The organism is Mesorhizobium sp. M0514 (assembly GCF_040321145.1).
Lineage (GTDB): Bacteria > Pseudomonadota > Alphaproteobacteria > Rhizobiales > Rhizobiaceae > Mesorhizobium.
The window spans coordinates 47,660-60,745 of the sequence record NZ_JAMYQZ010000013.1; the positions used below are offsets into that span (position 1 = coordinate 47,660).

The 13,086-nt window shown below is 62.4% G+C and carries 16 protein-coding genes; 13 read left to right on the forward strand and 3 right to left on the reverse strand.

Annotation, left to right across the window (positions count from 1 at the left end; all coding sequences use genetic code 11):
- Positions 1-18: 18 nt before the first annotated feature.
- Both NKI61_RS08260 and NKI61_RS08265 read right to left on the reverse strand, forming a co-directional pair.
- Positions 19-753: a HupE/UreJ family protein gene (locus NKI61_RS08260; protein WP_031202371.1), complete on the reverse strand. Its 735-nt coding sequence runs from the start codon at positions 751-753 to the stop codon at positions 19-21.
- Positions 754-801: 48 nt separating this feature from the next.
- Entirely contained in the window at positions 802-1,191 is a 390-nt protein-coding gene (locus NKI61_RS08265; RefSeq protein WP_023696825.1) for a hypothetical protein, read from the reverse strand.
- Positions 1,192-1,295: 104 nt separating this feature from the next.
- Between NKI61_RS08265 and NKI61_RS08270 the strand changes: the two genes are divergently transcribed.
- The 10 genes from NKI61_RS08270 to NKI61_RS08315 all read left to right on the forward strand — a co-directional run bounded on the left by NKI61_RS08270 (position 1,296) and on the right by NKI61_RS08315 (position 10,993).
- Positions 1,296-1,577, forward strand: a complete 282-nt coding sequence (locus NKI61_RS08270; RefSeq protein ID WP_023669876.1) for a metal-sensing transcriptional repressor — start codon at positions 1,296-1,298, stop codon at positions 1,575-1,577.
- Between the two features lie 8 nt (positions 1,578-1,585).
- Positions 1,586-2,926, forward strand: coding sequence for a cation diffusion facilitator family transporter (locus NKI61_RS08275; protein WP_352839148.1), 1,341 nt, complete (start codon positions 1,586-1,588; stop codon positions 2,924-2,926).
- 64 nt (positions 2,927-2,990) lie between these two features.
- Positions 2,991-4,313 carry an MFS transporter gene (locus NKI61_RS08280; protein WP_352839149.1) on the forward strand — a complete coding sequence of 441 codons (1,323 nt, stop codon included), beginning with the start codon at positions 2,991-2,993 and terminating at the stop codon, positions 4,311-4,313.
- Positions 4,314-4,322: 9 nt separating this feature from the next.
- Positions 4,323-4,763, forward strand: a complete 441-nt coding sequence (locus NKI61_RS08285; RefSeq protein WP_352839150.1) for a YqaA family protein — start codon at positions 4,323-4,325, stop codon at positions 4,761-4,763.
- Between the two features lie 129 nt (positions 4,764-4,892).
- Positions 4,893-6,455 carry an ABC transporter substrate-binding protein gene (locus NKI61_RS08290; protein WP_023683322.1) on the forward strand — a complete coding sequence of 521 codons (1,563 nt, stop codon included), beginning with the start codon at positions 4,893-4,895 and terminating at the stop codon, positions 6,453-6,455.
- Between the two features lie 28 nt (positions 6,456-6,483).
- Complete coding sequence (locus NKI61_RS08295) at positions 6,484-7,425, forward strand: ABC transporter permease (RefSeq protein WP_023703912.1); 942 nt, start codon at positions 6,484-6,486, stop codon at positions 7,423-7,425.
- A 4-nt stretch (positions 7,426-7,429) separates the two neighbouring features.
- Positions 7,430-8,341, forward strand: a complete 912-nt coding sequence (locus NKI61_RS08300; protein WP_023669882.1) for an ABC transporter permease — start codon at positions 7,430-7,432, stop codon at positions 8,339-8,341.
- On the forward strand, positions 8,338-9,348 hold the full coding sequence (locus NKI61_RS08305) for an ABC transporter ATP-binding protein (RefSeq protein ID WP_023683319.1): 1,011 nt from the start codon (positions 8,338-8,340) through the stop codon (positions 9,346-9,348). The genes NKI61_RS08300 and NKI61_RS08305 overlap by 4 nt, the downstream gene beginning before the upstream one ends.
- Positions 9,341-10,324 carry an oligopeptide/dipeptide ABC transporter ATP-binding protein gene (locus tag NKI61_RS08310; RefSeq protein WP_352839151.1) on the forward strand — a complete coding sequence of 328 codons (984 nt, stop codon included), beginning with the start codon at positions 9,341-9,343 and terminating at the stop codon, positions 10,322-10,324. Before NKI61_RS08305 ends, NKI61_RS08310 begins: the two co-directional genes overlap by 8 nt.
- A 141-nt stretch (positions 10,325-10,465) precedes the next feature.
- The gene (locus NKI61_RS08315; RefSeq protein WP_352839152.1) at positions 10,466-10,993 is read left to right on the forward strand and encodes a hypothetical protein; all 528 of its coding nucleotides are present in this window, start codon (positions 10,466-10,468) and stop codon (positions 10,991-10,993) included.
- A gap of 65 nt (positions 10,994-11,058) precedes the next feature.
- Here NKI61_RS08315 and NKI61_RS08320 read toward each other — a convergent pair whose 3' ends face one another.
- A complete protein-coding gene (locus NKI61_RS08320; RefSeq protein WP_352839170.1) occupies positions 11,059-11,511 on the reverse strand; it encodes a TetR/AcrR family transcriptional regulator in 453 nt (150 codons plus the stop codon).
- A 497-nt stretch (positions 11,512-12,008) separates the two neighbouring features.
- On the opposite strand from NKI61_RS08320, the gene NKI61_RS08325 reads away from it, so the two are divergent.
- The 3 genes from NKI61_RS08325 to NKI61_RS08335 all read left to right on the forward strand — a co-directional run bounded on the left by NKI61_RS08325 (position 12,009) and on the right by NKI61_RS08335 (position 13,026).
- Complete coding sequence (locus tag NKI61_RS08325; protein ID WP_352839153.1) at positions 12,009-12,305, forward strand: LbetaH domain-containing protein; 297 nt, start codon at positions 12,009-12,011, stop codon at positions 12,303-12,305.
- Between the two features lie 79 nt (positions 12,306-12,384).
- A complete protein-coding gene (locus NKI61_RS08330; RefSeq protein ID WP_023723873.1) occupies positions 12,385-12,606 on the forward strand; it encodes a hypothetical protein in 222 nt (73 codons plus the stop codon).
- A 240-nt stretch (positions 12,607-12,846) separates the two neighbouring features.
- Entirely contained in the window at positions 12,847-13,026 is a 180-nt protein-coding gene (locus NKI61_RS08335) for a hypothetical protein (protein WP_352839154.1), read from the forward strand.
- The last annotated feature ends 60 nt before the right edge of the window (positions 13,027-13,086 follow it).

The window sequence follows — 13,086 nt, forward strand, 5'->3', positions numbered from 1 at the left end:
TGATCTTTACTTGGAGGTTCAGGAGACGACCCAGCCGGTGAGCTGATAGCCGATCAGCACAAACCCGGCGGTCATCATGATGGTGTTGGCGGTGTAGGCGTGGCGCCAGAAACTGTCGGTCCGGCGCCAGTAGCCCATGACGATAAGGATAGCAGCGAGTGCCAGAAGCTGACCGACCTCAACGCCGACGTTGAAGGCAAGTAGGTTGGGCACGAGCCCGTCGGGCGAGATGTTGTATTCGATGATCTTCGTCGACAGGCCGAAGCCGTGGAAAAAGCCGAAGATCAGCGTCGCGATCTTGGTGTTCGGCTGGAAGCCGAGCCACCTCTGGAAGGCACCCATATTGTCGAGCGCCTTGTAGACGACCGACAGGCCGATGATCGCGTCGATGATGTAGCTGTTGATGCCAACGTTGAAATAGACGCCAAGCAGCATGGTCGTGGAATGGCCGAGCGCGAACAGGCTCACATAGATGCCAATGTGCTTCATCCGGTAGAGGAAGAAGATCACGCCGAACAGGAACAGGACGTGGTCGTATCCCGTCACCATGTGCTTGGCGCCGAGATAGATGAAGGGCAGCAGATTGATGCCCGTAATCTCCTGGATATAGCCCTTGTCGCCTTCGGCAACGGCATGGGCGAGGGCAGTCCCCCCAAGCAATGGAAGGGTCAGGAGAGCAATGAGCACAGGAAGGGCCAACCGCCAGCGCGCGCAAGGCGTGCGTGGCGGACCCTTGTAGAAGGATCCTTGCATGAGAATTCCAATCGTCGTCGTTGAGGATGGCCGCGCGTGCGGCCGCGATCATGCGATGACGATCTGCCTGGGAGGGCGCTCAAGCCGGAAACGGATTTCGAGGTCGGCAAACGAAGGCGGGTAAACCAGCCAGCTCCGGCCTATCGGCGGTGCTGGCTGCGCGAAGCCCGGAAGCGTGCTCGCCGTTTCATGGGTGTGGTCGGCCGGATTGTGGCCGTGGGTATGACCAAAGCTCTGCTCATCGGCTTCGCCATCGTCATGGCTGTGGCCGTGTTTTCCGATCTGTGCTGTCAGCTCTGCGTGACGCGCTGCCTCGGCGGCAGCGAGCGCAATCGGGCTATGCGAGGCCGAACTACCCACTGGGGAGAGCAGCACGCCGAGAGTCATCGCGAACGCGACGATGAGACGAAAGGCTGTGCTAGGGATCCAATTCGGCATGCTTAACGATTATTCTCTAAAATCCTAACGAATGGTGGCATGCACCAGAATCGAGGCCACTTTGAGGCTTGGAATATCCTCTCTGGGGGGATAGCATCAAGGGCATGAATGAGCGTCCCCACGTCCACGAAACTCATCCTGCCATCATCAAGCGGCTGAAGCGCGCCGACGGCCATCTGCGCGGGATCGTCGAGATGATCGAGGCCGGGCGACCGTGCCTCGACATCGCCCAGCAACTTCATGCCGTGGAGAAGGCCATCGCCCAGGCCAAGAAGACGCTGATCCAGGACCACCTCAACCACTGCCTTGAGGACGTCGTCGGACCGCTGGCGCTCGAGCAGCGCCGCTCGATCGACGAGTTCAAGGATATCACCAAGTACCTGTGAGAAGCGCCATGATGGACAAAGTTCGCGATTGGTTCGGGTTCGGCCCGATGACGCAAGGCATGGGCGGCCACGGACATGATCACGGCGAGGGCGGCCATGGCCACACGCATGGCGTCATCGACCCGACGATCGCCACGACGACGCGCGGCATCTGGGCGATCAAATGGTCATTCGTCGTTCTGGCCATCACGGCGGCGCTGCAGTTGGTGGTTGTGTTCCTCTCCGGCAGCGTGGCGCTGCTGGCCGACACGATCCACAATGTCGGCGACGCGGTCACCGCCATCCCATTGTGGGTCGCCTTCATGCTGGCCCGTCGCAAACCGAGCAAGACGTTCACCTACGGGCTGGGCCGCGTCGAAGATCTGGCCGGCATTCTGATTGTCCTCATCATCTTGTTCAGCGCCATCGTTGCCGGCTACGAGGCGATCGACCGGTTGATCAATCCGCAGCCGATCGCATTTCTTGGCTGGGTCGCCATAGCCGGCATTATAGGTTTCTTAGGCAACGAGGCCGTTGCAGTGTTCCGTATCCGGGTCGGCCGCGAGATCAACAGCGCGGCGCTGATCGCCGACGGCTACCATGCGCGCACCGACGGCTTTACCAGTCTGGCGGTTGTGCTGGGTGCTATCGGCGTATGGCTGGGGTTTCCGCTGGCCGATCCGATCATCGGGCTCTTGATCACGGTGGCCATCTTCGCGATCGTCTGGCAGTCTTCGAAGGCAGTCCTCACGCGCATGCTCGACGGTGTCGAGCCCGGCATCGTCGATGAAATCCATCATGCCGCCGAGCATGTGTCCGGTATCGAACGTGTCCAAAGCGTGCAGGCGCGCTGGATCGGCCATCGCCTGCATGCCGACGTCGCCATCAGTGTCGCCGACGCGGCGACGGCCAAGGACGTGATGGGCGTCACCGAAGCCCTCAAGGAGGAACTGTTCGCCCACTTGCCGGCGTTGGCTGAAGCGAATGTTCGTCTGGAGAGTTCGGCCGGGTCTGCCGCGACGGGCACGGAACCCTCTCACTCACATGGTCATCATCCGCCGGAGCCCTTCAAGGTCGACTGCGATCTGGCTGCCGGGACATTGGAAATCGTCGACACGCCGGCTGGCGAGCGGATGCGGCTGACCATCGACCGGCATGCCGACGATCTGATGGCAACGGTGATCATCGATAGGCCTGGCGGGCCGGAGACGATTCGCCTCGAACCCGTCGCCGACAACCATCATCGCCTTGAGAGCACCGTGGCTCCTGCTGAGCCGCATGAGTTCCAGGCGAGGCTGGTCTTGGCCGCGAAGGGTCGCGAGCAGGTGCTGCCGTTCAAAATGGTCGAGCCGGAAGGCCACCATCACTGAGATCAGGCCCGCCATTCAATCGCCACGGATCAACGACCCATCGCTCCTCCAAGAAGACAGACATATGCTGCAAGTCCTTGCCAATCGCACTTATCGCCATCTTTTCCTGGCCCAGGTCATCGCCCTGATTGGCACTGGCCTTGCCACCGTGGCGCTCGGGCTGCTGGCCTATGACCTCGCCGGCGCCGATGCCGGCGCGGTGCTCGGCACGGCGCTTGCCATCAAGATGATCGCCTATGTCGGCGTGGCGCCCGTTTCCGCCGCGTTCGCCGAGCGCCTACCACGCCGTACCATGCTGGTTTCGCTCGACCTCATCAGGGCAGGGGTTGCCGTATTCCTGCCCTTCGTCACCGAAGTCTGGCAGATATATCTTCTCATCTTCATCCTGCAGTCGGCGTCAGCCGGCTTCACCCCGACCTTCCAGGCTTCGATCCCTGACGTGCTGCCCGAAGAGAAGGACTACACACGGGCCTTGTCGCTGTCGCGGCTTGCCTACGATCTGGAGAGCGTGGTCAGTCCGATACTGGCGGCGGCACTGCTTTCGGTCATCAGCTTCCATAGCCTGTTCGCAGGCACGGTCATCGGCTTCCTGGCGTCGGCCGCGCTGGTGGTGTCGGTGGTTCTGCCGAGCCCGAAACCCTCTGAGCCGCGCGGCATTTACGAGCGCACCACACGCGGCATCCGTAACTATCTGGCGACGCCGAGATTGCGCGGCCTGCTGGCGCTCAACCTCGCTGTCGCCGCCGCCAGTGCCATGGTGATCGTCAACACGGTCGTGCTGGTTCAGGCAAAATTCGGCCTTTCCCAGAGCGACACGGCATTTGCCCTTGCCGCCTTCGGTGGCGGCTCGATGATCGCGGCGCTGGTCCTGCCGCGGCTGCTGGACAGCATCCCGGATCGGGTTGCGATGTTGTCAGGCGCCGGCCTGCTGGTTGCCGGCGTGTTCGCAGGGCCGTTCGCCATCAGCTATCAGCTGCTCTTGCCGCTCTGGTTCGTGCTCGGGCTCGGCTATTCGCTGGCGCAGACCCCGTCTGGGCGGCTGATCAAGCGCTCGGCCGATCCCGTCGACCGGCCGGCATTGTTTGCCGCGCAATTCGCGCTTTCGCACGCCTGCTGGCTCATCACCTATCCGATCGCCGGACTCGTCGGCGCGGCGATGGGCCTGCCCTTCACCTTTATCCTGCTTGGCGTCATTGGCGCCGCGGCACTCTTTGCCGCGATGTGGTTGTGGCCGCGTCACGATCCCGACGTTCTCAGCCACGCCCATGACGATCTGTCTGACGGGCATTCGCACCTCGAGGACGCCGTCTGGACCGAAGCAGGCTTCGAGCATGCGCATGGTTATGTCGTTAACGATAGGCACCCAAAATGGCCGAAAGCGAGCTGAGCGGCCCCAATGCTGGGAGATGTTGGTGCCTTCGGCGCGCTGTTCCTCACCGCGTTCGCCGCAGCGACAATTCTGCCGCTGCAGTCAGAGGCGGTGCTGGCCGGCCTGCTGCTGACCGGAAGCCAGTCACCGGCGGCGCTGATCCTGGTCGCGACGATCGGCAACGTGCTTGGTTCGGTTGTCAACTGGCTGCTCGGCTGCTGCATCGACCGCTTTCGCGACCGCAAATGGTTTCCGGTCAAGCCCACTGCGCTCGATCGCGCCGCGGCGCGCTACCGCCGTTACGGACGATGGAGCCTGTTGCTGAGCTGGGTTCCCGTCATCGGCGATCCGCTGACGATGATGGCCGGTGTTCTGCGCGAGCCGCTCTGGAGCTTCGTTGCGATCGTCACGATGGCGAAAGCCGGCCGCTATCTCGCGCTCTCGGCGGCGGTGCTGAACTGGCTGTAGGCCGCAACCGCGACCAAGTGGGTCGCTGGGTAAAACTCTCAAACGGTTTTCCGACTTTATGTCTTATGTCTATACAAATTAGCAAGCGTGCACATGATCGTTGCCAATCAAACAAAAAGGGGAACTAACATGATGACTCTCGACCGCCGCAATTTCCTGGCCTCCACAGCCGGCCTGGCCTTCATTGCCGCGTTTCCGCGCGCCGCGTACTCGGAGGGGCATGAAACGTTGAAGGTCGCCATTGCCGCCGAAACCGGCGATCTCGACCTGCTGCAAAACGTCTCCACGCTGAGTTCCTACACGGTCGTGTTCGACGCCCTCATACACTATGGCCAGGACGGCGCGCTCGAGCCCGGGCTCGCCACCAAGTGGGCTGTCGCCGACGACCAGCTTTCGATCGCCTTCGACCTGCGCGAAGGTGTTGCCTTCAGTGACGGCACGCCCTTCGATTCGACCGCCGCCGAATGGAATCTCAAACGCTGGCTGGGCGTCGCGGATTTCTCATGGATCGGTGTGTCCGACGGATTCGACAGCATCGTCACCGATGGACCCAGCAAGTTGACGATCAAGCTGAAGCGTCCGGTGCCCGCCGCCTTGCTGGAGCTCACCATCGTGCGTCCGGTGCGCTTCCTGTCGCCGAAGGCTGTCGACGCCGGCGGCAAGCAGACCGCTCCGGTCGGCACCGGACCGTGGATCGTCGAAAGCTACGATTCCTCCGGCACCGTGCTGGTGCGCAACGACAAATACTGGGGCGAGAAGCCACTGTTTGCTCGCATGGAGCTGAAGGTGGTTCCCGACGAACTCGCCCGCGCCAACGCCCTGCGTTCCGGCGACCTCGACGTGATCGGCGGCGACTGGGTGGCGACGCTGTCGCCACGCCGCGCCCGCGCGCTTGAAAAGGACGGTATGAAAGTGGTGGCCGAGGCCGGCACCGCAACCATGCTGCTCGGTTATTCGCCGAAGGCCAAGATGATGGCCGACAAGGCCGTGCGCGAGGCCATCTATGTCTCGGTCGACCGCGCCGCGATCGCCAAGGTGTTGTTCGAAGGCTACGCAGATCCGGCGGCGGATCTCTTCCCGGCCAACGTGCCTTCGTCGGGCAAGCGGCATGACGTGCCGGTACGCGACGTCGCCGCGGCCAGGAAAATCCTTGCCGATGGCGGTTGGAGCGAAAGCGGAGGCGCCTGGAGCAAGGAGGGCGCGCCGCTGGCGATCGATTTCCTCGTATCGGAGGAATCGCTGCCGGGTTCGCGCCGCATCGCCGAGATGATCCAGGGTCAGCTGTCCGAGGTCGGCTTCCAGGTTCAGGTCTCGTCAGTCGACAACGCCACCATGCACGACCGTCGCCCGGCGTTCGAATATGATCTTGCCTTCTTCACCACCTATGGCGCGCCCTATGATCCGCACGGCACGCTCGGCAACGCGTTCGTATCCACCGCCGACAGCGGGCCGGACGGCAAGATCTATGTTTCCCCGGAGCTTGATGGCGTGGTCAAGGCCGCGCTCGAAGCGAGCGGCGACGAACGCGAAGCCAAGATGCAGGCGCTCTACGACTGGCTGCACGACAACCGGGCGATCTGCCCGCTCGTTGTCAGCCAGCGGCTGTGGGCGCACAATCCTCGCGTCGAGAACTTCGCGCTTCCCGCGACGGACTACGACCTGCCGTTCAAGGCGATCACGCTGAAGGCCTGAACGCCTCGAACCTCCTGGGGGAGTTCCGATGAGACGCACGATTCTGCGAAGGATGTTGCTTGCCTGTCTGCTTGTCGTGGCGGCATCGGCATTGACCTTTACCCTGGTTGCCGCGGCGCCGGGCAACGTCGCCGCGCTCATGGCCGAGCGTGCGGCAGGCCCGGGCGCGGATGCCGAAATGATCAAGAAGATCGGCGAGGACCTCGGGCTCTATGATCCGCTGCCGGTCCGCTACGGCCGATGGCTTTTCAGCGCTATCACCGGCGATCTCGGCGTCTCGCTGCGCACCGGCAAGCCGATCGCGCAGGAATTCGCCGCCAGAATCCCGATGACGGCGGCGCTGCTTGCGGGCGGCGGCATTCTCGCCTTTTTCCTGTCGCTGGCGCTCGGCGTTGCCGGTGCGGTCAGCAATGGTGGCGCGTTGGACCGGTTCCTCCACGCCTTCTCGCTGGTCGGCGCCTCGACGCCGAACTTCTTCGTGGCGGCGCTGCTGGTCATCGTCTTTTCGGTGATGCTGGGCTGGCTGCCCACCTTCGGCGTCAGCGGCTTCACCTCGTGGCTCTTGCCGTGGGTGACAATCGCCCTGTTTCCGGCATCGGTGCTGAGCCGCGTCGTCCGCGTCAACCTCCAGGAGGCCATGTCGCGACCCTTCGCCACGACGGGCTTCGCGAAGGGCTACACGAGGACACAGGTGCTGATGCGCGAGGCTCTGCCCAACATCGCCATCCCGTTCCTGACCACCTTCGGCGCCCAGTTCACGCTGATGATCATCGGTTCGATCGTGGTTGAAACGGTGTTTGCGCTGCGCGGCGTCGGCGCCTTCTTTATCGATGCAATCCGTTTCCGCGACTTCGTCGGCATGCAGTCGGTTCTGTTGCTGTTCGTGGTGTTCTTCGTTGTCGTCAACCTGATGGTTGACGTGATCTGCATGTTTGTCGACCCGCGCATGCGTAGGGCGAGAGGAGCTTGATCCGATGAACACGTCCTTGTTCAGGAGCATGAAGGACTGGCCCTGGCTGGTGCTGCTGCCAGTCGTCTTCTTTGTCGCGGTCGGTGTGCTCGGTCCCTCGATCATGCCTTACGATCCCGGCGCGCAAGACTACGACGTCACGCTTGCGGGACCGAGCTGGGCTCACTGGCTGGGCACCGACTATCTCGGCCGCGATATTCTGAGCCGCATCATCGGCGGCGCCCGCATATCGCTGGTGGCGATGGTGATCGTGCTGGTGGCCGCACTTGCCATCGGCGTCAGCATCGGTTCGTTCGCCGGTTATGTCGGCGGGCGCGTCGAGCTGGTGTTGATCAGCCTCATCGACATCGCGCTGGCGCTGCCAAGCCTGGTGATCGCGCTGGCGCTGATCGGCATTCTCGGCACCGGCTACTGGTCGATGATCACGGCGCTGACGCTGGCGTGGTGGGCGAACTATGCCCGCATGAGCCGCGCAGTGGTCACCGCCGAATTGCAACAGCCCTATATCGAAGCGGCAAGGGTGATGGGCGCCAGCCATCTGTGGATCTTTGTGCGCCATATCCTGCCGCATGTCCTGGCCCTCGTCGTGGTCTATGCCAGCGCCGATGCTGGCGCCCTTGTCCTGGCCATCGCGACGCTGAGCTTCCTCGGCCTGGGCGTCGCGCCGCCGGCGCCGGAATGGGGCCAGATGCTGGTCGACGGCATGAGCTACATTGAGGAATACCCGAGGCTGGTCGTCCTTCCGGGCCTTGCGCTCACTTTGGTGGTGGTCAGCTTCAATCTGCTGGGCGAGACCTTCGCGTTGCAAAAGGTGCCGAGGCCGGTGCGCGGCGGTTTGCTGCGCAAGCGTCGCAAGGCGCGCGCCGTTGAGGAAGCGGAGCGGAACGCCGTCGAAACGGGAACAGCCGCGCCATGAGCGACGAGCCGATCTACTCCATAGAAAACATGGTCATTGATCTCTACGCCACGACCGTTTCCGTGCGCGCGGTCGATGGGGTGTCGTTCAACGTCCGTCCCGGCGAGACAGTCGCCGTCGTCGGCGAGAGCGGTTCGGGCAAGACCGTCATGACGCTTGGGCCGCTCGGCCTGCTGCCCGAGGGCGTCACCGTCGACATCAAGGGATCAGCCCGAGCCGAAGCGAGCGAACTGGTCGGAATGGAGTCCAGGCGCTTGTCTGACCTTCGCGGCCGCTATTTCGGCGTCATTTTCCAGGACCCGATGAGCGCGCTGAACCCGATGCTGAAGATCGGACCGCAACTGGCGCGCCAGGCGCGCCGCTTTGCCAATCTCTCGCATGCGGATGCCCGCAAGGAAGCGGTCTCGCTGCTCGCCCGCACCGGCATCCCTGACCCGGAAGACCGCTACGATCGCTATCCGCATGAAATGTCTGGCGGCATGCTGCAGCGCGCCATGATCGCACTGGCCCTGGCAAGCCGGCCGCGCGTGCTGATCGCCGACGAGCCGACCACTGCGCTGGACGCCACGGTGCAGGCGCAGATCCTGGAGCTCATCCGCCAGATCCAGCGCGAGGAAGGCATCGCGGTCGTGCTGATCACGCACGACATCGGCGTCGTCGCCTCGGTCGCGGACCGGGTCATGGTGCTCTATGCCGGGCAGGTGGCGGAGGAGGGGACCGCGATGGATGTGCTGACGCGGCCGACGCATCCCTATACACGCGGGCTGCTTGCCTCTGTACCGGATTTCCGCGCCGACGAACGCGCCGCGACCAAGGAAATACCAGGTTTGCCGCCGAACCAGATCAGGCTGGAGCCGGGCTGCCGTTTCGCCGCCCGCTGCGAATTGGTTGAGCCCGAATGCCGCGTGCATCGGCCGCCGCTCCAGACGATCTCGACGGGCGGGACGCCGCACAAGGTGGGATGCCCGGTGGTGCTGAGGCGGGAAGGGATAGCGGTCCATGGCTGACATTGCGGCGATTGAGGTCAAGGGCCTGAAGGTCCATTTCGCCAACCGCTCCGGCACAGGCGCCGTGCGGGCGGTCGACGGCATCGACCTGACCATTCCGCGTGGTGCCTTCCATGGCATCGTTGGCGAATCCGGTTGTGGCAAGACCACGCTGGCTCGCAGCGTCGTCGGCCTGCAGAAGGAGACTGAGGGTACGGTGCTGATCTCGGGGCGGGATCGCGCCCAGTGGCTGAAGTCGGACCGCAAATCGTTCAGCCGCGAGGTCCAGTTCGTCTTCCAGGATCCGCTGGGCTCGATGAGCCGTCGCCAGACCGTCTACCAGACGCTGGAAGAGCCGCTGCAGATCCATCGCCTCGGATCTCCGGCCGAGCGCCGGCGCCGTATCGGCGAGCTGCTGGATCTGGTGGCGCTGCCAGCGACCGTGCTCGACCGCCTGCCGCGTTCGCTTTCCGGCGGCCAGCGCCAGCGCGTTTCGATCGCTCGCGCGCTTGCGCTGAAGCCATCGATCCTGGTTTGCGACGAACCGCTCAGCGCGCTTGACGTTTCGATCCGGGCGCAGATCGTCAACCTGTTCACATCATTGCAGAAACAGCTTGGCCTTACCATCGTCATCGTTGCGCATGACCTGGCGATCGTGCGCGAGGTCTGCTCAAACGTGACGGTGATGTATCTTGGCCGCATCGCGGAAGCCGGCGTGACGCGGCCGCTGTTTCGCGAGCCGGCCCATCCCTACAGCCAGGCACTGCTTTCGGCGGTTCCTTCGCCGGATCCTCGGATCGAAGCCGGGCGCCGCCGGATCATTCTAGCCAGCGATCCGCCAAGTCCGAGCGCGCCACCTCCGGGGTGCCGGTTCAACACTCGCTGTCCGGTGGCGATCGATGTCTGCCGGGTCGAGGAACCGTTGTTGCGATCCGTGCCGCATGGCGGCGTTGCCGCTTGTCACCTGGCCGATAGCGGCCGCCGGCCGGTCATCTGAAAAACAGGCGTTCAACTGCAGAGGCGGTCTTCGACCGTTCGATGCCGCGCAAGGACTGGGCTTCTTGACTGCGGTCGCGAAGGCACCATTTCCTGCTTGATGATTAGATTACCTCGTTTTCCAGCCCCGAGGTGCGGTTCAATGCTGAAAGCTTATTTTTTCCTGATGCTTGCGAGCGGGTGCTTGGCATCATCCCTGTTGTATGCCGACAATGTTGATCTGGCGCTCGAAGCTTTTCACGAGACCTGTCTTGCGCATGGAGCCGACTTCGAACGAACCGCGGCCACCGCCAGAAAACGCGGCTGGACACCGTTGTCCGGTGAAGCTGGGCTTGCGCCGGTTGATGACGTCGATGCCTTCCAAGGCTGGGCCGTGACGGGCGGCGATCTACCAGCCGGAACCATGATCGCGGTGACCAAAGCCACCTTGGAAGGCAAGGCCGTGCAGACCTGCTCTATAAGGCTGTTCGGCGTCGACCGCACGGCATTCGAAGAGCGTTTCTTCGCCCGGACGGACGCCGAAAAAATCGGCGAGGACCGGAATGGAGATCAGGTCTCCAAACTCTACATATTGATTGCGGGCAACCGAAAACAGCTTGTCCATTTGACATCGCCGGTCGACATGGGGCGACCGGATTCGATCATTGCAAGCTCGATAGCCGACGACTAGTCACACGCCGATGCCTTTTCCCGCCATCCTCTGGAACAGATCATCTGCCTGTGTCGGTGAAAGGTTCATGTCGGTGGCGACCACCAGGCGAGGACCGCGAGAAATGCTCCGGCGATGAATTGAATGGCGAATTCGGCAGGCATGCCGCGATCGCCGATCCGTTTGTCGACGAGTTCTTCCCGGACGGCTCGCCGGATACGCTCGCGCAATTCGTCGTGGATCGTATCGCCGGTGCTTGCAAGCAATGCGTGGTGAAGCCGTCGGAATGCATGGGCGTGCTCCAACATGGGCAAGCTAAACTCGAACAGGCGGCTACCTGTTTCTTGACTTGCCGCCTCGCGCCTGCGGCCTATCGACCGCAGATGCGTCTCGATGCTCGCGCTGCGCAGAGCATCCTTGTCGGCATAGTGGGTATAGAAGGTCGACCTGCCAATATTTGCCCTCTGGCAAATGTCCTCGACCGTGATGGCCACATATCCCTGCTCCGGGATCAAGGCTATGAGCGCGTCTTGCAGCAGGCCGCGCGTCCGCGCGACGCGTCGCGCCTCTCGTGACGCCCTTCATCGTTGGGCCGCCAGTTTTCGTGTTGTCTGAATAGCCGCCTTCGCGCGAGCAGCTTCGCAAGCGATTCATTCTCGGCAAACAGCCATTACAATTCCTCTTGGCTTGTGTTGATGCTTGTTTTCCGGCTATGCCGTTCGGCAGAGGCGGATCGAAGAATGTCGGCTATTTCGAAGTGGATTCGGGACGCGCGTGCGAAATTGCCCGAGCATGTTTCTGTCGGCCGTCACACCTATGGCGTCACTTGGCGGAAGGTGCTTTTTCCAACTAGTGAATCTCCCCTCAACATCGGGAGCTTCTGCTCAGTTGCTGGCCAAGTCCTCTTCATGTGTACCGGTCAACACCAGACAAAGAGTGCGACTTCATTCCCGATTTATAGCCGCCTCCTGAAGCAGCCTGAGCCAATACCCAACGCCGGGAAGCCTGAGGCATTACGATTGGCAACGATGTTTGGATGGGCCACGGCGCCATCATATTGCCAGGCCTGACCGTTGGCGACGGCGCCGTTGTGGGTGCCGGCTCCGTGGTCACCAGGTCTGTCGAGCCGTATTCAATAGTCGCCGGCAATCGTGCACGAGTCATCCGCAGTCGGTTCCCTACTGATGTCATTGCACAGTTGCTGGAAATAAAGTGGTGGCTATGGGAAGAAGATAAGATCAAGAGCGAGGCAGCTATTCTCACCGGTCCGATCGAGACTTTCATTGCTAAGCACGCGACCAGAACCAAGTCGGTGTCGAGCCGGAAGGTCTAGCGATCTGGGCCATCGGCGCGATGCGATGTCGTCACGCCTGAACCTTCCTGGGAACAAGGGATTGGTGTAGAAACGATCGATGAGAAATTTTACGCTGAAATTGCTCTACCAGTATGATGCCTATTTCGCGGGGCTGGCTGCAGCGGCGACCGGCCTATCTGCCTACAGATTGGGTGCCGGATACTGGCTCTCAGGCATTGCCGCGCTGGCTATTTTCCTGTTCGTCGCCATAGCGGTTGACCAATATTTTCTCTGGTCATTCGATAATTACCGCGACCGGCAAAACAGCAGGACCGGATAATCACCAGGCCCAAGTCTCTACGGCGAATCGGAACAGAATTAGGTTTTGCTGGGCGGCCGATAAGGACACCTTGTTCGGCTACATCGCCGGGGGCCAATCATTGATACCACCGCGTCGTAGGCGCGAGGACGATTGCAGGATCGAGCGCTCGGTCCCAGCTGCTTTTCGGCTGGCCGGCCACACTCAGGCATTTTTGTGGAAGCCGTTTGGGGGCGCAATCCTAAGCCATGGGCACCCAGGATGCCGGCGCGCACTTTTGTGATGACCTTCGCGGTATCAGAGGCGTTTCGCCCGGCCGGCATCCTGTTTGCAATGACTGTTATGTTTGGCGTGGCGCTGACGCTGTCTTGCGTGGTGCTGTTGTCGATCCGGTTTCGGGAGCGCCTGGTGGACCATCGAAGGATCGCCGGCCTCATCTAGCTGGTGTTGCCGTTTGGCAGTTTTCATCGCCTGAGAGGCATATGTGCGGCGCCCCCGCGG

Excerpts from the sequence above, each read along its gene's own strand:
- NKI61_RS08260 (WP_031202371.1), bottom strand. The coding sequence starts at position 753 with ATGCAAGGATCCTTCTACAAGGGTCCGCCACGCACGCCTTGCGCGCGC.
- NKI61_RS08270 (WP_023669876.1), top strand. The coding sequence starts at position 1,296 with ATGAATGAGCGTCCCCACGTCCACGAAACTCATCCTGCCATCATCAAG.
- NKI61_RS08300 (WP_023669882.1), top strand. The coding sequence starts at position 7,430 with ATGAACACGTCCTTGTTCAGGAGCATGAAGGACTGGCCCTGGCTGGTG.
- NKI61_RS08275 (WP_352839148.1), top strand. The coding sequence starts at position 1,586 with ATGATGGACAAAGTTCGCGATTGGTTCGGGTTCGGCCCGATGACGCAA.
- NKI61_RS08285 (WP_352839150.1), top strand. The coding sequence starts at position 4,323 with ATGCTGGGAGATGTTGGTGCCTTCGGCGCGCTGTTCCTCACCGCGTTC.
- NKI61_RS08290 (WP_023683322.1), top strand. The coding sequence starts at position 4,893 with ATGATGACTCTCGACCGCCGCAATTTCCTGGCCTCCACAGCCGGCCTG.
- NKI61_RS08265 (WP_023696825.1), bottom strand. The coding sequence starts at position 1,191 with ATGCCGAATTGGATCCCTAGCACAGCCTTTCGTCTCATCGTCGCGTTC.
- NKI61_RS08305 (WP_023683319.1), top strand. The coding sequence starts at position 8,338 with ATGAGCGACGAGCCGATCTACTCCATAGAAAACATGGTCATTGATCTC.
- NKI61_RS08315 (WP_352839152.1), top strand. The coding sequence starts at position 10,466 with ATGCTGAAAGCTTATTTTTTCCTGATGCTTGCGAGCGGGTGCTTGGCA.
- NKI61_RS08280 (WP_352839149.1), top strand. The coding sequence starts at position 2,991 with ATGCTGCAAGTCCTTGCCAATCGCACTTATCGCCATCTTTTCCTGGCC.
- NKI61_RS08335 (WP_352839154.1), top strand. The coding sequence starts at position 12,847 with ATGCCGGCGCGCACTTTTGTGATGACCTTCGCGGTATCAGAGGCGTTT.
- NKI61_RS08295 (WP_023703912.1), top strand. The coding sequence starts at position 6,484 with ATGAGACGCACGATTCTGCGAAGGATGTTGCTTGCCTGTCTGCTTGTC.
- NKI61_RS08330 (WP_023723873.1), top strand. The coding sequence starts at position 12,385 with ATGAGAAATTTTACGCTGAAATTGCTCTACCAGTATGATGCCTATTTC.
- NKI61_RS08310 (WP_352839151.1), top strand. The coding sequence starts at position 9,341 with ATGGCTGACATTGCGGCGATTGAGGTCAAGGGCCTGAAGGTCCATTTC.
- NKI61_RS08325 (WP_352839153.1), top strand. The coding sequence starts at position 12,009 with ATGGGCCACGGCGCCATCATATTGCCAGGCCTGACCGTTGGCGACGGC.